This is a genomic window from Sphingobium sp. TomTYG46, assembly GCF_055396345.1.
This window is the reverse complement of record NZ_AP027325.1, coordinates 828802-846822: the sequence shown is the minus strand read 5'-3', so window position 1 is coordinate 846822 and position 18021 is coordinate 828802. Positions and strand designations below refer to the sequence as shown.

Below are 18021 nucleotides of genomic sequence, written 5' to 3'. Positions count from 1 at the left end.
CATTCTGCCGATGCCGAATGATGCCTCCCGCGCCCGGCATGTCCACAAAGAAAAAGGGCCGGGTTTCCCCGGCCCTTCTTAATCATTCTCCGCCGAAGCGATATTTCAGGCGCAGCCCGTACATGCGGGGTTCGCCATAAAGGCTCGTTTGATACAACAATCCACCCTGCTGATACACATTGCTGTTGCTGATCCGGTAGAGCTTGTTGGTCGCGTTGGTGACGAACAGGCCGACATCGAACCCGCTGCCCGCAACACCGTTCCAGTCGAGCGACATGTTGAGCAGGCCGAACGGTTCCAGATAGGCGCCCGGCTGTTGCGCAGGCACATTGCCGGGATCAGTGTATTGACGCGAGCTGTGCGAATAGTTCGCGAAGAAGTTCAACTCACCCATGTCATCGCCCACCGGCACCGTAGCATTGGCGTGAATGCTCCAGATATAGGGCGAAACAAATTGGAAGGGCAGACAGCTCAGGTCCACCGTGCCGTCTCGCGGCACGACGCCGTTACAGCCGAAACCGCCGGTCGACGTGGTGTACTCGTAAGTCTTGTACTTCGCGTCGGTGTGGCTGAAATTGCCGCCGATCTCCAGACCCTTGAACGGCCGCATCGAAGCTTCGACCTCGACACCCTTGATCCGCGCGTCGGCATTACGGACGACTGCGCCGCCAGCAGCCGATGCCGGATTATAGTCCGCTCCCGCCCGCTGGATGTCCTTATAGTCCAGCAAATAAGCGCTGGTGTTGAGGCGGAACGGAACATTGGCAATCCGGAAGTCGGCTTTGAAGCCAGCTTCATAGGATGTGACCTTTTCCGGCTGGAAGGTGCGGGTGTTGGTGAACACGGCCTGCTGGTTGAAGCCGCCTGCCTTGTACCCACGGCTCACCTTGCCGAACAGCAGCACGTCGCGCATCACCTTGTAATCAAGGCCGATCAGCCAGGTCGAAGCCTTGCTGTTCAGTTCCGCAGTGTAGGTGCAATCCGCCAGGGCAGTCCCTATCGGCACGATGGCGCTGGTCGAACCGCACTTCGCGGTCGTCCCGCCGATCTGCGGCAAGAAGGAAGTGGAGAAACCACGGATCTTGTCCCAGGTGTGGCGATAGCCGCCGGTCAGGCGCAAGCTCTCCAGAGCAGGTGACACCGCCCCGAAATCAAACGTTGCCTGGGCATAGAGTGCTTTGGACGTTTGGGTCGTGCCGTAGGTGCTGTAGTTCGCAGGACACACGGCGATGCCCGGAGTGCCGACATTTGTCCCGGTGAACGCCGCCGGGCAGTAAACGATCGCCGCGCCAACCTGCTTGCCGCTCGGCCGCTGGTCATAATAGAATCCGCCGACCGTGTAGGTCAGATGCTTGTCCAGTGTGGAACCCTGCAACTGCAATTCTTCCGTGAACTGCTTCAGGTCGTCGCGCGGGAAGCCCGGATCGGATGCGTTGAAATAGGTGAGCGGCGTGTTGTCGCCGGGCAAAACCACTTGGCCCGGTGCAGGCAGGCGATTGGGATCGACGTCATGCTGCTGCAGGATCGTGCCGTCGCTGTCATAGGCATAATCCAGCTTCAACTTCTGGAAGCTGACTATGTTGCGCAACGTCAGTTCGTCACTCAATTCGATGTCGGTCGTGTTGGAAACGCCCCAGGTCTTGGTGCGCGAAAATATATCGATGCCCAGCGCGGTCTGACGTGGCCCCAGTGTGTTCGCCTGTGCCGACGCCGCGCGGTAGACATCGCACGATGCGATAGCACCTGGAATGGTCGCGCCTTCATAGCAAAGGTTAAGCGCAGACAGACCGGCAATATTGAAGCCTTTGTGGATAAAGCCCGCGCCGTTGTTCCTGGAGTTCGAGCCATAGATCATCGTGTAGTTTTCGATGGTCTCGGTGGGCTTGAAGGTGATGCCGATCCGGCCCGAATACCAATGTTCGTTGTCGCGATCTTTGTTCCACACAACATCGCGCGTAAAGCCGTCGCGATCATGGAACGCACCCACGACGCGGACCAGCAGCTTGTCCTCGATCACCGGGACATTGACAGCGCCTTCGACGTAACGGCGGTCATAATTGCCAATCTCGCCCTTGATCCAGCCGCTAAAATTGTTGGTCGGCTTCTTGGGCACCAGCAGCACCGCGCCGCCGGTCGTGTTGCGACCGAACAACGTGCCCTGCGGGCCGGACAGGACCTGCAAATTCTCCAGATCCACGAAGTTGCCGGGTCCGCCCTGTTGGCTGAGCGTGATGCCAGCGGGGAGCGGGACTTCGTTCATATAAACGACGACGCCCGGCGACGCCTGGAACGTGGCGCCCTGACCGCGAATGGTGAAGGATTGCGATTCACGCGACCCTTGTCCGTTGGGACCGACGACCAGCGACGGAACGCTCGCCTGAAGGTCCTGCTCCTTGGCAATGCCCTGCTGCTCCAGCCGGTCGGCGGACAGCGCGGTGATCGCGATCGGAACGTCCTGATTGCGTTCCTCGCGGCGGTTGGCGGTCACGACGATGTCAGTCAGGCCGATATTCTCGTCCGCGCCCTGCGGCTGTGCTTCGGTCTGGGCCAGGGCCGCCGGAGCAACAAACATTGTAACGGCAACGCCAGCCATCATGCTGGTGACAAGCAGCGGCAACCGCCGCCGCGCGCGGATAACAGACGACATTCACACTCTCCTATGCATATGGTGCAGGGCTGGCGGCGTTCTCACCGCAGCCCCGATCCTCTCCATTATGTTTTTTGGTTAAGCTGATTGGCGCCACAGGGCCGAAACAGCCCCGCCTCCGCCGACATGGCGATGGTTCAGGCTGGCGCGTCGATGTTCGAAATGGATGGTGCCGCGGCTTCTTCGTCGCCGTTCATCTTACGATGTCATGCAGGTCGCACTCTAACTCCCCTTTTTTTACAGCCCCGTGCCCCACCCCCGTTCGCCGGTGTGTTGTGTAAGCACTCACTTTCCTAGGTCTATTAACACGACATGTTGTGAAATCAATATCTCAACCGCTGTCAATTCTGCATTTCATTCATTATTTTGAAAACCACATCCCAATCTTCCACCCACCGGAAAGCAGATCAAAATGCCTCTCATGTGGTAATTTCCCCACGCCACGACCAGACCGTTACAGAAATGCGTAGAACCGCACTCCTCGCTAGCGCCACCGCGCCTCTCGCCCATGCATGGAACCATGGAAAGAATCGGATCGCGTGGTCCACGATCAGCTTTCCGCCACGGCCTCGACGATCTATTCGCTCAACTGCCTGCCCTTGCGTTGGGTAATCGGACAGCTTTACCCTGACCGGATAGCATAAAGGAGAGTGAACATGCCGCGCTGGGTGCACCGGCCCGAAGGGTCGAATTGGGGCGATTTCGGCGAGGATGATCAGATCGGCCGGATGAACCTGATCACGCCCGAACGCCGCCGCGCCGCCATGGCGGAAGTCATCGACGGCATAGCCTTCACGCTCAGCCTGCCGCTCAACGTGCCTACCATTCCCCTCGCGCCTTTCCGCCGCCCTCCGCTGCTCAGCGCAGCCTGCGACGAGGAGGGAGATATGTACAACCGCCTCGACCCCAATGGCGAAGAATCAACCTGCGATGACCGGGTCCTGCTCTACACCCAGCATTCGACCCAGTGGGATGCGCTGTCACATCGCGGTCGCGCCTTTGATGCGGACGGCGACGGCGTGGCGGAGCTGGTCTATTATAACGGCTTCCGCGCTGGCGATCATATCAGCGGCCCCCACGGCCCGGCTGGCGAGACCTGCGCCCGCGCGCTCGGCATAGAGACATTGGCGATGGCAGGCGTGCAGGGTCGCGGCGTCATGGTGAACTTGAAAGCCGCTTATGGCACGGAGTACCGGCCCATCTCTCGCGACGATCTGCTGCGCGCGATGGATGCACAGCGCGTGGAGGTGCGCACAGGCGACTTCCTGCTCCTCTACACCGGCGTCGACCGGATGGTTCTCGACCGGGAAGCGAGCGGCAAGGATACGCCGCTGGCCATGGAGGGGTGCGCGCTGGACGGCCGTGACGAAAGCCTGCTCCAATGGATCATCGACAGCGGCATCACCGCTATCTGTTCCGACAATATCGCGGTCGAGGCGCTCGACCTCATCCTTTCGCCCGAACCACCCCCCATCCGCCTGCCCATCCACGACCTCTGCCTGTTCCGGCAGGGCATTTTCCTGGGCGAGCTTTGGTATCTGGAGCAACTGGCCGCATGGCTGCATGAACGAAAGCGCCATGCTTTCCTACTCACCGCGCCGCCGCTTCGCCTTCCGGGCAGTGTTGGTTCACCCGTGACGCCGATCGCGACCGTATGAAGGCCGACCGGAACGGCGTCAGTTCTTCTTTGTGGCGCTATCCTCGTTCAACATTGCGCCTGCGCCGTTCAGGAACAGGCTCGTCACGGTTTCGGCATTGGCCTTGATCTGTGCCGGGGTCATGGCCTTTGTATTATAGATCACGCGATACTGCCACCGCCGCAGCAACAGGGCGACATAGAGATCGGCCAGCATTTCAGCACGGGGCTTGCTGAAACCATGCTCCCTTAAAATCTGCTGCAACGGATCAAGCTGGAACCGCTCGAACTGACGGCGCGACACGTCCTCCAGTTGAGGAAAGCTGATGCTTTCGCGATAAATGATGCGGGCCAGCCTGACCTGCCGGTCATGGTTTATCCGGGTGCTTACATGCAGCGCATAACGCATCAACTGCTCACGCAGCGTGCCCTTGCAATCCCCCGGGAAGTGATGGCGGATGGCCGACATTTCCAGACAGGCTTCGAACAACGCCACCTTGTCGGTATAGCGATTATACACCGTCCGGGTGGATACGCCCGCGCGCTCGGCGATCGAGCGCACCGAGGCACCATGGAAACCATGGTTCGAAAATTCCTCCAGCGCCGCTTCCAGCATTGCCTCTTGTTTCAGCTCAGCCTCGCGCGCATTGGGCCTGCCTACCCGCCGCGTTGCCCCCTCAACCCTTTTTTCCGCCTCGCTGCTGATCATCGACTGGCCTCGTCCCCCCTTGGCCTGGCACCATGAACCCGCACGGACGCCGTGCAGCTCTAACGCTCGGCTATAGGATATATTGACCGGTCCAGATAGTAGCGGAACGCGCAAGAATGCTTCCGACAGCGGATCCCGGGCGGGGACCCGATCAGGGTACAAGTTAGAGGCCTCTTAGCGCGCCTTCATGCCACGACCGTTGGCACCGGCGGCATGTCCGGCACGTTATGCGCGTAACCCATTTCCTCATATCGTTCCGTGATCCTCCACCCCTTCTCAGTGCGGACCAGCTTGTCGCGATACCAGAGGCCGATGAAGAACACCTGCTCCACGCCATCGTCGCCCTTATAGACCATGGGATTGAACAGAACGGTTCGACTGCGCGCCGTGTCCCCGTTCAGGTCCAGCTTGGTCGTTGCCACCATATGCTGGAATAGCGGGAATCGCTCCATGGCCACGGGCAACCATGCCTTGATCTGCGCCAAACTGCCCTTCGCCCCGCCAGCTTCGCTGTAATCGATCACTGCGTCGGGCGTGAAGACGTCGTCTAGCCCGTCCCAGTTCCGCTCATCAATGGCATAGCTATATCGGGACAGAAGATCCTGAATCTCCACCCGATCCGATATTTCCTGAAGCGACAGCATCAGACATCCTCCTTCTGATTTTATAAACCGAAACAGGCCCTCCGGGTTCGCGCTTGTCAAGTTTTTCCGTCCATGAGCCTTGAATTGCGTAGCAAACTGACGCAAGCATCAACCAACAAAATGACAGGTTAAGGAGAGGTAGCATGCGCCTGGAAGGCAAGACGGCGATCGTGACCGGCGCGGCTTCGGGAATCGGCCTGGCGGTGGCAAAGCGGCTGGCGGCCGACGGCGCCAAGGTGATCATCGGGGATCGCAACGCGCAGGGTGTGGAAGAGACTGCACAAACCATTGGTTCGGCGGCTACCGCCGTCGCGCTCGACGTCGCGGATGAAGCATCCTGCAAGGCCATAGTCGATCGCGCGGTCGTGCTTCATGGCGGACTCGACATCCTCTGCAACATCGCTGGCGTGCTGGACTTCGGCCGCTTCGAAGATGTTGACCGCACCCGTTGGGACCGCGTCATCTCGGTCAACCTGACGGGCGTCTATCAGATGTGCCGCGCCGCCATGCCTCACCTAGTTGAACGCCGCGGCAATATCGTCAACATGGCGTCCGCTGCTGGCCTTGTCGGCGTGCCTTATAATTCGGCCTACACCGCGTCCAAGCACGGCGTGGTCGGCCTGACCCGCGCGCTGGCGCTGGAATTTTCGAAGGAAGGCGTACGCATCAACGCCGTCTGTCCGGGCGGCGTGGACACGCCGATGCTGCATCAGACCCCGCCGGACAATATCGACTGGCAGATGGTCATGCGGTCGGCTTCCTGGCTCGACAGCGGCGCGATGGCGACCACCGACGACATCGCCGACACCGTTGCTTTCCTTGCATCGGCAGAGGCCCGGCGCATCACTGGCGTGGCCTTCCCCGTCGACGGCGGCCAGACCGCAGGCTGATCCTATCCAACCCCAAGCTTTTTGAAGAAGAGTGACGACCATGGCGACCCAGCCCGACCAGACCCAGACCCAGCCCCTCGAACGGAAGGCGCTGCTGCAACAGGCGCGTGAAAGAGCAGGGCTCGCCGATTTCGGGGACGAATGGTTCTTCGAACCGATGGATCACTTCATCGAAGCATCGAACCGCGAAGGACGCCTGACCCCGGCCGGGCGTGCTTCGACGACGGAGGTGATCGTCAAGGGCCTGGTCAGCCGCCTGCGCATGGTCGAGGACATCAAGCGCCACCCGGAAATCCTTGATGAACAGGTAGACGTCGCGGGCATCATCCTAGGCCTGCCGCGCACCGGCAGCACCATCTTCCAGCGCCTGCTCGCCAGCGCGCCGGGCATGACGGGCCTGCGCTGGTACGAGGCGCAGAATTTCGCCCCCTTCCCCGGCGAAGAACGCGGCAATCCGGTGGACCGCCGCGCCTATGCGCAGGCGATGATCGACGGCTGGCTCCAGCTTTCGCCCGAACTCGCATCCATCCACCCGCTCGAACCGGACGCGCCGGACGAAGAAATCCTGGTCCTCGGCCAGATGTTCGTCAGCACGATGATCGAGGGCATGAATTATGTGCCCAGCTTCACCCGCTGGCTTAACACTTACGACCAGTCCAAAGGACATGAGGACCTGAAGACCGTCCTCAAATATCTCCAGTGGCAGGACCCTTCGCGCAAGGGCCGCAAGTGGATATTGAAGAGCCCGTCCAACCTTCCCTATGCCGAGGTCGCGGCCAAGGCTTTCCCGAACGCGCTCCTCATCATGACGCACCGCGACCCGCTGCAAACCGTCCCTTCCTACGTCTCCATGCAGGCCGCGCTCTACAAGCTCAGCGCCACCCTCACCGACGCGGAAGTCGGCGCCTTCTGGTTCCCGCGCCTTGTCGAATGGATGCGCATGTTCGAAGCCGCGCGTGAACGGATTGGCGAGGACCGCTTTATCGACATCGACTATCGCGAAGTCGGCAAGGAACCGATGGCGCAGGCCGAACGCGTCCTTTCCCGCATGGGCATCCCCGTCGATGCCCAGCTTGGGGAAGTCCTCGCGGAATTCCTCGCGGGCAACAAGCGCGAGCAGCGCCCGATGCACGATTATTCGCTCGAACGCTTCGGCCTCGACGAAGAAGCGATCAAGCGCGAATTCGCCACCTATCGCGAACGCTACATTTCCTGACCATGGAAGTCCGGCCCGGCATATTGCGCACGCCCGAAGCCTGCTTCGATGCGCTGCCGGGCTATGACTTTACGCCTCACTATGTGGGGGTGGAGGATGCCCGCCTCGGCCCGCTCCGCATGCATTATGTGGACGAAGGGGAACGCGATGCTCCCATCGTCCTCATGCTGCACGGCAATCCGACCTGGAGCTATCTCTATCGCCACATGATCGGCCCTGTCGTGGCGGCGGGTTACCGGGTCATCGCGCCCGACATGATCGGCTTCGGCAAGTCCGACAAGCCCGCCAGCCGGACGGATTACGGCTTCGACCGCTTCGTACAATGGATGCGCGCCTTCGTCGAAGCGCTCGAACTGCGCGGCGTCACCCTCGTCTGTCAGGATTGGGGCGGCCCCATCGGCCTGCGCGTCCTGTCCGAATGTCCCGAGCGCTTCAGCGCTGTCCTCGCCACCAACACGCTGCTGCAAAATTGCGACCCGCCACCGCTCGGCGTCCCCGATTGGCCGAGCGAGCAGATCGCCGCCTGGGTCGAAACCTGCCACACCAGCGAAGATCTGCCGCTCGACCTGCTCGTGGGTCGCGCCTGCGTCACCGATGTTTCGGCGCAAGTTCTCGCCGCCTACGCCGCCCCCTTCCCCGACGCCTCCTACAAAAAGGGCATGCTCCAGATCACCTGCGGCATCCCGATCGCCGAAGGTGCCGAAGGTCTGGAAGCAAACCGCGCCGCTTGGCGCTTCCTCGAAAGCTGGGACAAGCCTTTCCTCACCGCCTTCAGCGATCGGGACCCCGCCACCATCGCCTGGGAAGAGGTCTTCCAACGCCGCATCCCCGGCGCAAAGGGCCAGCTGCACACCCGCATCTCCAGTGGCGGCCATTTCGTGCAGGAGGATCAAGGTGCAGCACTCGCGCAGGTGCTAATCGAATTTTTAGACGCAAACAATTAGGACGTTCGCTTCGAGCGAAGCCGATAAGCCGCAACACATCGTGTCTCCACTACGCTCGACACGAACGGAGTTCGGGGCAACCGCCGCTTAATGAAACCCCTGCCGGAACGCGCGCGGGGTCAGCCCCGTAGCCCGCCGGAACGCGGCACTAAAAGCACTCGCCGTCGCAAAGCCCAACGCCTGCGCGATCCGGTTCATCGGCAGCAATCCGCCCCGGATCATGTCCTGCGCCCGCTCCATCCGGATCGCGGCGGCATGGTCGGACAGCGCCATGCCCGTCGTCGCCGCGAAGGATCGCGACAGGTGCGACCGGCTGATTCCGCACAGGCTGGCGAGCGCCTGCGTCGTCGGCCACTCCCCATCGCTTGACCGCAATGCTTCCTCGATCCGGGCAAGCTGCCATGGCGCCAGACCACCCTGCATCGCGTCCGCCTGCCGCGTCCGTCGGAACAGCCGCGCCAGTTCCACCATCGCCAGCTGCACCAGCGCCTCAACCGCCATTTCCGCGCCAAAGCCCGGCGTCACGGTCTCCTGCTTCAGCCGCTCCGCCAACGCCATCAACACCGGAGAACTGATCGACGCGCACCGGCTCAACCGCCGCGAGTCCCAGTCCGACAATCCCGTCACAGCGGCAAAGCGCACCGGATCGAACCGGCAGGTTAATATGTCCAGCGTGCCCCCATCGCCGCGCGAATGCATCGCGATGCCGCCGGGCCGCAGCATCAGGCGGCCGACCTTGTGTCGCCGCCGGTCACCCAGGTCGAACATGATCTCGCCTTGCGTCCCCTCGGCGCGGGGCATGACGATCGAGAGGATCGGCGCTTCGTCCAGCTCCCACATCTCATTGGGCCGGGGCAGCTCATAACGGCGAAGCTCGACGCGCGCGGCGCTGCTGACGGCGGCGGCCAACACCGTCCACGGTCCGCTATGGACGCCCGGCGTAGCCGTGGCGTCGGTCAAAAGCTGCTGCGTCATAACCGCAACGATAATCTCATGCGGGCGAGAGAACAAGCACTGGCTATGCGCAGAAAAAACTGCCATCTACAACGCAACAAAGCAAAAGATGGAGAGTGTTTCATGAGCAGAACCATAGTCGTAACCGGCGCTGCGTCGGGAATCGGCGCCGCCACTCGCGACAGGCTCGAACATGGCGGCCATCGCGTCATTGGCGTCGATCTGCGCAATTCCGACATCGATGCCGATCTGGGCACCGTCGAAGGCCGGACGGCCATGATCGATCAGGTGACGCGTCTTGCGCCCGATGGGGTCGACGCCGTGCTCGCAGGCGCGGGCATCTCGCGGCAGGGCATGGACCGCGAAACCATTGCCATCAACTATTTCGGCGCGGTCGCCACGCTGGAAGGACTGCGCCCGCTGCTGGCGAAATCCGCCCGGCCCCGCGCCGTCGCCATCTGTTCCACCGCTGCCATGTTGCCGTCGAACAGCAAGGTGGTCGAACTTTGCCTCGCCGATAAGGAACAAGCCGCGCTCGAGGCCATCGCCGCCGACGGGGGCAATGCCTATGCCACGTCGAAAAACGCCTTGTCCCACTGGATGCGCCGTGCAGCGGTAAGACCTGAATGGGGCGGTGCGGGCATCCTGCTGAACGGCATCGGGCCAGGCGTCGTGAAAACGCCGATGACGACGCCGCTGCTCGACCAAGCGGAAATGGTCAAGCTGATCAACCAGAGCAATCCGATCGCGATCAAGGACTATGCGGGACCCGAAGACATTGCCGAACTGCTCGATTTCCTGCTCAACATGGAAAATAGCTATCTTCTCGGCCAATTGATCTTCATCGACGGCGGCAGCGACGCCATATTGCGGCCCCAGCAAGTCTGACTCAAAAGGGGCGACGCCGCGCGATAGACAGAAGCAAGTTCAAGGGAAAGGAAAGGCGATGTCAGCTCTGAAAGGCAAAGTGGCCCTCATAACCGGGGCGGGACAGGGCATTGGGCAGGGCACCGCTCTCGCCCTCGCCAGCGAAGGTGTCGATCTGCTGCTGGCCGGACGGACGTTTGAGAAGGTGCAGGAAACCGCGCAGCTTGCGCAGGAACGCGGCGCCCGCGCCATCGCTGTCGCCTGCAACGTGAAGGACGCGGACGATCTCGCCGCCGCCGTGGACAGGGCGGTCACCGATCTTGGCGGCGTCGACATCCTGATTAACAACGCACAGGAAGTGCCGCTTGGCCTGCTGGATGAAGTGACGGACGAGGCTTTCCTCGCCGGATTTGAATCCGGCCCGCTCGCCTCCTTCCGCCTGATGAAGCTGGTGCGCCCCCACATGGCGGCGCGCGGCGGCGGCACCATTTTCAACTTCACCTCTTCCGCTGGCATCCGCTGGGACATGACCAGCTATGGCTGTTACGGCGCGGTGAAGCAGGCTACCCGAGTCCTGACGCGCGCGGGCGCGGCGGAATGGGGGCGCCAGAATATCCGCGTCCTCACCATCGCTCCGCATGCTGAATCGCCGGGCCTCAAATGGTGGATCGAAAATAATCCCGAAGAGGCAAAGGCCTTTTTCCGCACCATCCCGCTCGACCGCATCGGTCGGCTGGAGGAAGATATTGGCCGCGCCATCGTCGCCCTGTGCGGATCGGACCTGTCCTATCTGACTGGCGCCACCATTCCGCTCGATGGCGGACAGGCCAATTTCGACTGACCTGAAAGATTGATGGAGAGATCTGAATGGAAAAGCTGATCTATGCTCTTTGGGCGCCGCAGGGCGTAAGCCGCGCCGATTATGCGGAACAACTGAAGGCCACACTTCCTGCCGCCCTCAAGGAAGCAGGCGCCAGTGCGATCCGCCTCAATGTCCGTGACGCAACCGTGGAACCCGCCGCGCCACTCCTACAGACATGGCAACAGCCGCAGCAGGACGCGGTTGTGCAGTTCTGGCTGCCTACCTCCAATGCCCATTTCCGTGGCCCCATCGATAGCATAGTGGCCGAACATAGCGGCCGGTTCGCGGCATGGCTGGTTGCGGAATCCACCATCATCCCCAACCGGGATCATGTGCCGCAGGCCGGCGCGCGCACCTGGGGCTGGTCGCAGGCCAGCTTCATCTCCTTCCGCTCCGACATGAGCTGGGACGACGCCGTCGCGCACTGGCATCGACACCACACTCGCGTCGCCATCGATACCCAGGCGAACTTCGAATATGTGCAGAATATCATCGTCCGCGCGCTAACGCCGGACGCGCCCGATTATGATGCCTTTGTCGAGGAATGCTTCACGCCGGAAGCGATGACCAATTCTCCCGCCTTCTTCGATGCGGTGGGCAATGACGAAAAATTCGCGCGCAATACAAAGGACATGGCGGAAAGTTGCGCGGGCTTCATCGACTTCTCGCGCATCGACATCATCCCGACGAGCCAGTTCGACTTCGCGCATCTGGATGGCAAGTGAGATCTTCAGGGGGGCATCTGAAAGACGAACACTGACCAGCCGGAGTTGAAGGATGACCATCACCATCACGGCCTTCGAACGTTCCCCCGATCGCGGCCGGGGCATGGCGCGCGACATGCGGGTCCGCTGGGCTCTCGAAGAGGCAGGCGTGCTCTACCAGGTCAGGCTTCTCTCCTTTGAGGAGATGAAACAGCCCAACTACCTGGCCTCGCAGCCCTTTGGACAGATACCGGCTTATGAAGAAGATGGCCTCACTCTCTTCGAATCCGGGGCGATCATCCTGCACATCGGCGATCGGCACGGCGGCCTCTGGCCCAGCGATGCCCATGGCCGCGCCCGCGCCATTGCCTGGATGTTCGCCGCCCTCAACACGGTCGAACCACCCATCCTCGAACGGGAAATGCCCAAATATCTGGAGCGCGACCAAAGCTGGTATGCAGCACGCATGCCCCTGTTGGACAACCGCGTGAAACAGCGTCTCTCGGAGCTATCAAACTGGCTCGGCGACCGCGAATGGCTGGAAGGCGGTTTCAGCGCCGGAGACCTGCTGATGGTCACCGTGCTGCGGAGGCTCACCGGATCAGGGCGGCTGGAACTCTACCCCAACCTACCGCCCTATATCGCACGCGGCGAAGAACGCCCCGCCTACCAGCGCGCCTTCGCCGATCAACTCGCGGTCTTCAAAAAGTCCGAATAGACGGGCTAACCCGCATCCGGCTGCCGATCCGGAAGCGCGGCCTGCACAGCAGGCAGCGCCAAAGCAGCCTCACCCGCCGCCACCAATTTGGGATAGGGCGACAAATCGACCCCGAACCGCCCGGCATTATAAAGCTGTGGCACAAGATAACAGTCGGCCAATGTCGGCCCGCTCCCATAAGCGAAACCCGCCCCATGCCGCGCGACCATCTGCTCAAGCGGCGCAAAACCCTCGGCTATCCAATGCCTCACCCACTCCTTCACCTGATCCTTGGATGCTTGAAACTGGCTCTGCAATCGGTTGAGGACACGCAGATTGTTGAGAGGATGGATGTCGCAACCGATCAGCGCCGCCATCGACCGTACAACCGCAACCTCATCCGCATCGCCGGGCAGCAAAGGCGGCTCGGGCCACTTGCCGTCGATCCATTCGAGGATGGCCGGGCTTTCAATAAGGGTCCTGCCCTCCACCTCCAAAGCGGGCACCAGGCCATGAGGCGCGATAGCGAGGTAATCGGCGTCCCGCTGCTCCCCCGCGCGCAGGTCATGGCTGACCTGAACATAGTCGATGCCTTTCAGGTTCAGCGCGATGCGCACGCGATATGCGGCCGACGACCGCCAATATCCGTGCAGGGTGACAGGCGCGTTCATGCCGACATCACCACGGCCCGGCATTCGCCGAAACCGATCGGAACAAAGCCCGGCGCGTCAGCCGTTGCCCGCAGGAAAATCTCGTCGCCGTCCTCGACAAAGGAACGCTTCTCTCCATCAGGCAATATCAGCGGCTCTCGCCCACCTTCGGTCAGTTCCAACATGCTGCCATAACCCTCCCGTACCGGCGCGGAAATCGTACCCGTGCCCAACAGGTCCCCCGGATTAAGGTTGCATCCATTCGAGGCATGATGCGTCACGATCTGATTGACCGTCCAATACATGTTGCTGGCTGGCCCGGTGCTGAGGCGAAACGGCGGCTGCCCTTTCTCCCGCATGCGCTGCGTCTGGATGAATGCTTCCAGCGTCACGGCCAGCGCTCCATGGCGCAGGTCCGCGTCCGAAGAAAGATAGGTCAACGGCAGCGGATCACCTTCCGGCCGAACTGGTTGAGCTATGCGGAACGGCGCCATGGCCTCGGCCGTCACGACCCAGGGTGAAATAGTGGACTGGAAATTCTTCGCCAGAAACGGCCCAAGCGGCTGATACTCCCACGCCTGAAAATCCCGCGCAGACCAGTCGTTCAAAAGGCAGAACCCGGCAACATGATCCCCCGCCTCCTCGATCGGGATCGGGCTACCCAGATCATTGCCCGTGCCGATCCAGACGCCCAGCTCCAGCTCATAATCAAGCCGCGCCGACATGCCGAAAACAGGTTCCTGCGAATCTGGCGGCTTACGCTGTCCACGCGGCCGCCGCACCGGCACGCCGGACGGGCGTATGGACGAGGAGCGGCCATGATAGCCGATGGGCACATATTTATAATTGGGCAGCAATGGATTATCGGGCCGGAACTGTCGTCCGACATTGTTCGCATGATGAATGCCCACATAGAAATCGGTGTAATCGCCAATGCGCGTGGGCAACTGCATTGTGATTTCGCCTGACGGATAGAGCATCGGCTCCACCGCCGCACGGTTCGCCGGATCGGATAGCAATGCGCTGACCCGCCGCAGCGCTCGCCTCTGCTCCGGCGCAAGCGCGAGCATCCGGTTCAGCACCGGCTCCGCGCAAATCTCCTTCCACTCCCCGCCAAGCAGCCCCGCTTCCGCACAGGCCCGTAAATCGAGGATCATGTCACCAATCGCCACTCCGATCCGCGCATTCTCCTCACGCGGCGCAAAGACGCCCAAAGGTAGATTCTGGATCGGAAAGTCCCGATGTCCCTGCGCGCTTTCAACCCAACTGGTCAGCGCAGGATCATGGGTCTCATCGCATTCCCACCAGTTCATCAGCGCAGCTCCTCCGGCGGCAAAGGAAGCTGCGCCTTGGCAAAGCCCTTCCAGCAGCCGTCATAATCGTGCTGAAGCAGCGGCGTCTCCATCGCCCATCTGGTCGGCGCATAGGGCAAGCGGCTTTCGAACATGAACGCCATCATCGCGTCTGTCTTCACCGGGGCGAGTTCAGCCGAAACCGCCCTGCCATGGCTTTCGACGTCCGGCCCATGCGCCGACATGCAATTATGGAGCGACGCGCCGCCGGGCATAAAGCCTGACGCCTTGGCATCATATTCCCCTTCGATCAGGCCCATAAATTCGCTCATGACATTGCGATGAAACCAGGGCGGCCGAAATGTGTCCTCCGCCACCATCCATCGCGGCGGAAAGATGACGAAGTCGACATTCGCCGTGCCGGGCGTATCGCTCGGCGACGTCAGAACCGTGAAGATCGATGGATCGGGATGGTCATAGCTCACCGTTCCCATCGTGTTGAACCGGCGCAGGTCATAGCGGAACGGCGCCAGATTGCCATGCCATGCGACCACGTCGAACGGGCTATGGTCCGCCCTGCTCGTCCAGAGCGACCCCATATATCTCTGCACAATCTCGAAAGGCCGCTCGACATCCTCATAGGCCGCGACCGGCGCGTCAAAGTCCCGCGCACTGGCAAGCCCGTTCGATCCAATCGGCCCAAGTTCCGGCAAGCGAAAGAACGCCCCATGATTTTCGCAGACATATCCCCGCGCTGTCCCGTCGAGCAGCTCGACACGAAACCGCACGCCCCTAGGTATCAGGATCATGTCCAAGGGCGCAGCGGTCAGGACACCCATTTCGGTAACGATCCGCAACGCCCCTAACTGCGGCAGGATCAGCATCTCTCCATCAGCGGAAAAGAAGGCCCGGTCGATCATGGACCGATTGGCGGCGAACATATGAATGGCGCAACCCAATCCCTGCATCACGTCGCCATTCACCGCATATGTCGCGAGCCCGTCGATGAAGTCGGTCGGCGCTTCCGGCATGCCCAACGGGTCCCACCGCAATCTGTTCGGCGACAGGAGGCTGTCAGAAAGCGGCCCGGATCGCAAAAGCCGCGCACCGTCATATGGCTGATACGGACCATGCTCCGCCGAAGGCCGCATCCGGTAGAGCCAGCTTCGCTGGTTCTGGTGCCGGGGCGCGGTAAAAGCCGTGCCCGAAAGCTGTTCGGCATAGAGGCCATAAGGCGCATGCTGAGGCGAATTGCGTCCAATCGGCAGCGCCCCCGGCACCGCTTCCGTCGAATGGACATTGCCGAAACCACAAAGCGTCATGTCAGCCTCACTCGTCAACAGTGATCACGCCGCGCCGTATCTGGTCCAACTCAATACTTTCGAACAATGCCTGAAAATTGCCGTTGCCGAAACCTTCATTACCTTTCCGCTGGATGATCTCGAAAAAGATCGGCCCGAACATATTTTCCGTGAATATCTGGAGCAATATGCCCTCCCTCTCCACGTCACCGTCAATGAGTATCCGGTTCTTCCGCAACCGCTCCAGATCCTCGCCATGTCCGGGTACGCGTTTGTCGACCAGCTCATAATAGGTGTCGATCGTATCCTGCAACCGAACGCCCCGCGCCCGCAGCTTTTCCACCGTTCCGTAAATATCCTCCGTGGTAAGCGCCAAATGCTGGATGCCCTCTCCATGATATTGGCGAATGAATTCCTCGATCTGGCTCTTGTCGTCCTGGCTTTCATTCAGCGGAATTCGGATCGCCCGATCCGGCGCAATCATGGCCTGACTCAATAGCCCGGTAGCCTGTCCCTTGATGTCGAAGAATTTCTGTTCCTCGAAATTGAAGAGGGTGCGGTAGAACTGGCTCCACACCCGCATATGTCCCCGCCGCACATTGTGCGTCAGGTGATCGAGCATATCGAGACCCACATTGTTGGCAGCCTCCGCCCACCGCCATCCGGGGAACTCCGCCCAATCCTCATAAAGGTCTTCGCCGTCCCTGACGAAGTAGAGATATGATCCGCCAATCCCCTGAATGACGGTATCATCCTCCTCGGTCGGCTGCGCGCCATGTTCAAGCGCCCACGCCATCGCCGCTTCCGGATCGGCCACGCGAAAGGCCATGGCACTGGCCGACGGGCCATGCTCGCCGCGAAACGCCGCCACCCGCCCCGCATCGTCCCGGTTCAGCATCAGGTTGATGCGACCTTGTTTATACCGCGTGATGTTCTTGGAAGGATGACGATGCGTCGGGACAAAGCCCAACTGCTCGAACAGCGCCGCCATCGCATCAGGATCCGGCGACGTGAATTCGACAAATTCAAATCCGTTGAGGCCCAATGGATTATCAGCCATGTCCGTCACTCTCTTTTCCTTGATCTTGCATAATCCTGCGTCCCCCGGCTGAAGACATGGTCCTGAGGGATGATTTCGTCCGCCTCTATGGCCTCCTCTTGATTCAGCTCTTCATAAAGCGGCGCGAAGTCCATTTCGACTGTCTGGCGCAGCAGGTCATCGAAGCTGTCGATGACGAAATAGGACTGTTGATAATCATCGATCCGATATTTGGTGCGCATGAGCCGCTTCAGGTCGAAACCGATCCGATTGGGCGATGGATCATCCAGCGCAAACAGGGACTCGCCATGGGAAGACACGATCCCCGCACCATAGATTTTCAGTTCTGGCCCCTCGCGCATCAGGCCAAACTCGACCGTATACCAATAAAGGCGCGCCAGCTTCTTAATCGCACCCAGGCCATCCGCGCGCAGCCCGCCCTCGCCATAGGCCTGCATGTAATCGGCAAAAACCGGATGGGCGAGCAGCGGCACATGCCCGAACACGTCATGGAAAACGTCCGGCTCCTGCAAATAATCCAGCTGATCCGGCCTGCGAATGAAGCGTCCCGCCACAAAGCGCCGGTTTGCCAGATGCTCGAAGAACAGCCTGTCCGGCACGAGCCCCGGCACCGCGACCACTTGCCAACCAGTCCGCTTCATCAACTTTTCGGACAATTCCTCGAAGTTGGGAATGCCCGGCTTCGCGATGCGGAGAATATCCAGGCCGTCCGTAAATTCCTTCACCGTCCGGCCGGGCAGCAGGGCCGCTTGCCGGGCGAACAACTCATCCCAAACGGCATGCTCCTCGGGCGTATAGCTTTCCCAGTCCTGAGAAATCGTCCAATCCTCCGCCGCGTCTGCGGGGCGTTCGATGGTTGAAGCGGCCATCTGGAGGTTATGACACGGCCCTCATGTAAGGGGGTTCCAATTTCGCGCAAAATGGGTGAATTTAGGAAACATAGCCATC

General features: G+C 61.0%; 17 protein-coding genes. 8 read left to right on the top strand and 9 right to left on the bottom strand.

Translation table 11 applies throughout. The features are described 5' to 3' along the window. Nucleotides 1-82 precede the first annotated feature (82 nt). Nucleotides 83-2647, bottom strand: a complete 2565-nt coding sequence (locus ACZ5YV_RS17060; RefSeq protein ID WP_464789566.1) for a TonB-dependent receptor — start codon at nt 2645-2647, stop codon at nt 83-85. Nucleotides 2648-3303: 656 nt separating this feature from the next. Here ACZ5YV_RS17060 and ACZ5YV_RS17055 point away from each other — a divergent pair. Then, nucleotides 3304-4305 (top strand): cyclase family protein, encoded by a 1002-nt coding sequence (locus ACZ5YV_RS17055; protein ID WP_464789565.1) that lies wholly within the window; start codon nt 3304-3306, stop codon nt 4303-4305. 18 nt (nt 4306-4323) lie between these two features. Here the strand turns inward: ACZ5YV_RS17055 and ACZ5YV_RS17050 are convergent, their stop codons facing one another. Together ACZ5YV_RS17050 and ACZ5YV_RS17045 are read right to left on the bottom strand one after the other, a co-directional pair. Then, nucleotides 4324-4992, bottom strand: a complete 669-nt coding sequence (locus ACZ5YV_RS17050) for a TetR/AcrR family transcriptional regulator (protein ID WP_464789564.1) — start codon at nt 4990-4992, stop codon at nt 4324-4326. A gap of 185 nt (nt 4993-5177) precedes the next feature. Continuing rightward, on the bottom strand, nt 5178-5636 hold the full coding sequence (locus ACZ5YV_RS17045) for a nuclear transport factor 2 family protein (RefSeq protein ID WP_464789563.1): 459 nt from the start codon (nt 5634-5636) through the stop codon (nt 5178-5180). Between the two features lie 143 nt (nt 5637-5779). Here ACZ5YV_RS17045 and ACZ5YV_RS17040 point away from each other — a divergent pair, with 143 nt between their 5' ends. From ACZ5YV_RS17040 to ACZ5YV_RS17030, 3 genes are read left to right on the top strand one after another with little or no spacing between them, the layout of a single operon-like run. Then, nucleotides 5780-6526: an SDR family NAD(P)-dependent oxidoreductase gene (locus ACZ5YV_RS17040; RefSeq protein WP_464789562.1), complete on the top strand. Its 747-nt coding sequence runs from the start codon at nt 5780-5782 to the stop codon at nt 6524-6526. A gap of 40 nt (nt 6527-6566) precedes the next feature. Then, a complete protein-coding gene (locus ACZ5YV_RS17035) occupies nt 6567-7742 on the top strand; it encodes a sulfotransferase family protein (RefSeq protein ID WP_464789561.1) in 1176 nt (391 codons plus the stop codon). 2 nt (nt 7743-7744) lie between these two features. After that, nucleotides 7745-8686 (top strand): haloalkane dehalogenase, encoded by a 942-nt coding sequence (locus ACZ5YV_RS17030; protein ID WP_464789560.1) that lies wholly within the window; start codon nt 7745-7747, stop codon nt 8684-8686. An 87-nt stretch (nt 8687-8773) separates the two neighbouring features. Here the strand turns inward: ACZ5YV_RS17030 and ACZ5YV_RS17025 are convergent, their stop codons facing one another. Beyond that, complete coding sequence (locus ACZ5YV_RS17025; protein WP_464789559.1) at nt 8774-9727, bottom strand: helix-turn-helix transcriptional regulator; 954 nt, start codon at nt 9725-9727, stop codon at nt 8774-8776. 36 nt (nt 9728-9763) lie between these two features. Here ACZ5YV_RS17025 and ACZ5YV_RS17020 point away from each other — a divergent pair, with 36 nt between their 5' ends. From ACZ5YV_RS17020 to ACZ5YV_RS17005, 4 genes are read left to right on the top strand one after another with little or no spacing between them, the layout of a single operon-like run. Next, nucleotides 9764-10528, top strand: a complete 765-nt coding sequence (locus ACZ5YV_RS17020) for an SDR family oxidoreductase (RefSeq protein ID WP_464789558.1) — start codon at nt 9764-9766, stop codon at nt 10526-10528. 58 nt (nt 10529-10586) lie between these two features. Further along, complete coding sequence (locus tag ACZ5YV_RS17015; protein ID WP_464789557.1) at nt 10587-11348, top strand: SDR family NAD(P)-dependent oxidoreductase; 762 nt, start codon at nt 10587-10589, stop codon at nt 11346-11348. 26 nt (nt 11349-11374) lie between these two features. After that, a complete protein-coding gene (hsh3, locus tag ACZ5YV_RS17010) occupies nt 11375-12094 on the top strand; it encodes a 7-beta-hydroxysteroid dehydratase Hsh3 (RefSeq protein WP_464789556.1) in 720 nt (239 codons plus the stop codon). A gap of 52 nt (nt 12095-12146) precedes the next feature. Beyond that, a complete protein-coding gene (locus ACZ5YV_RS17005) occupies nt 12147-12791 on the top strand; it encodes a glutathione S-transferase family protein (protein WP_464789555.1) in 645 nt (214 codons plus the stop codon). A gap of 5 nt (nt 12792-12796) precedes the next feature. Here the strand turns inward: ACZ5YV_RS17005 and maiA are convergent, their stop codons facing one another. Genes maiA through phhA form a run of 5 tightly spaced genes read right to left on the bottom strand, consistent with a single transcriptional unit; the run spans nt 12797 to nt 17942 of the window. Next, nucleotides 12797-13441: a maleylacetoacetate isomerase gene (gene maiA / locus ACZ5YV_RS17000; protein ID WP_464789554.1), complete on the bottom strand. Its 645-nt coding sequence runs from the start codon at nt 13439-13441 to the stop codon at nt 12797-12799. Further along, on the bottom strand, nt 13438-14733 hold the full coding sequence (gene fahA, locus ACZ5YV_RS16995; protein WP_464789553.1) for a fumarylacetoacetase: 1296 nt from the start codon (nt 14731-14733) through the stop codon (nt 13438-13440). The genes maiA and fahA overlap by 4 nt, the downstream gene beginning before the upstream one ends. Next, complete coding sequence (hmgA, locus tag ACZ5YV_RS16990; RefSeq protein ID WP_464789552.1) at nt 14733-16034, bottom strand: homogentisate 1,2-dioxygenase; 1302 nt, start codon at nt 16032-16034, stop codon at nt 14733-14735. Before hmgA ends, fahA begins: the two co-directional genes overlap by 1 nt. A gap of 7 nt (nt 16035-16041) precedes the next feature. Beyond that, nucleotides 16042-17073 (bottom strand): 4-hydroxyphenylpyruvate dioxygenase, encoded by a 1032-nt coding sequence (gene hppD, locus ACZ5YV_RS16985; RefSeq protein ID WP_464789551.1) that lies wholly within the window; start codon nt 17071-17073, stop codon nt 16042-16044. A gap of 5 nt (nt 17074-17078) precedes the next feature. Beyond that, nucleotides 17079-17942, bottom strand: a complete 864-nt coding sequence (gene phhA / locus ACZ5YV_RS16980) for a phenylalanine 4-monooxygenase (protein ID WP_464789550.1) — start codon at nt 17940-17942, stop codon at nt 17079-17081. Nucleotides 17943-18021 lie beyond the last annotated feature (79 nt).

Bases quoted from the DNA above. Each gene is read 5' to 3' on its own strand.
- ACZ5YV_RS17020 (WP_464789558.1), top strand. From the start codon at position 9,764: ATGAGCAGAACCATAGTCGTAACCGGCGCTGCGTCGGGAATCGGCGCC.
- ACZ5YV_RS17060 (WP_464789566.1), bottom strand. From the start codon at position 2,647: ATGTCGTCTGTTATCCGCGCGCGGCGGCGGTTGCCGCTGCTTGTCACC.
- ACZ5YV_RS17050 (WP_464789564.1), bottom strand. From the start codon at position 4,992: ATGATCAGCAGCGAGGCGGAAAAAAGGGTTGAGGGGGCAACGCGGCGG.
- ACZ5YV_RS17015 (WP_464789557.1), top strand. From the start codon at position 10,587: ATGTCAGCTCTGAAAGGCAAAGTGGCCCTCATAACCGGGGCGGGACAG.
- ACZ5YV_RS17030 (WP_464789560.1), top strand. From the start codon at position 7,745: ATGGAAGTCCGGCCCGGCATATTGCGCACGCCCGAAGCCTGCTTCGAT.
- ACZ5YV_RS17025 (WP_464789559.1), bottom strand. From the start codon at position 9,727: ATGGCAGTTTTTTCTGCGCATAGCCAGTGCTTGTTCTCTCGCCCGCAT.
- maiA (WP_464789554.1), bottom strand. From the start codon at position 13,441: ATGAACGCGCCTGTCACCCTGCACGGATATTGGCGGTCGTCGGCCGCA.
- phhA (WP_464789550.1), bottom strand. From the start codon at position 17,942: ATGGCCGCTTCAACCATCGAACGCCCCGCAGACGCGGCGGAGGATTGG.
- hsh3 (WP_464789556.1), top strand. From the start codon at position 11,375: ATGGAAAAGCTGATCTATGCTCTTTGGGCGCCGCAGGGCGTAAGCCGC.
- ACZ5YV_RS17055 (WP_464789565.1), top strand. From the start codon at position 3,304: ATGCCGCGCTGGGTGCACCGGCCCGAAGGGTCGAATTGGGGCGATTTC.
- hmgA (WP_464789552.1), bottom strand. From the start codon at position 16,034: ATGACGCTTTGTGGTTTCGGCAATGTCCATTCGACGGAAGCGGTGCCG.
- ACZ5YV_RS17040 (WP_464789562.1), top strand. From the start codon at position 5,780: ATGCGCCTGGAAGGCAAGACGGCGATCGTGACCGGCGCGGCTTCGGGA.
- ACZ5YV_RS17035 (WP_464789561.1), top strand. From the start codon at position 6,567: ATGGCGACCCAGCCCGACCAGACCCAGACCCAGCCCCTCGAACGGAAG.
- fahA (WP_464789553.1), bottom strand. From the start codon at position 14,733: ATGAACTGGTGGGAATGCGATGAGACCCATGATCCTGCGCTGACCAGT.
- ACZ5YV_RS17045 (WP_464789563.1), bottom strand. From the start codon at position 5,636: ATGCTGTCGCTTCAGGAAATATCGGATCGGGTGGAGATTCAGGATCTT.
- hppD (WP_464789551.1), bottom strand. From the start codon at position 17,073: ATGGCTGATAATCCATTGGGCCTCAACGGATTTGAATTTGTCGAATTC.
- ACZ5YV_RS17005 (WP_464789555.1), top strand. From the start codon at position 12,147: ATGACCATCACCATCACGGCCTTCGAACGTTCCCCCGATCGCGGCCGG.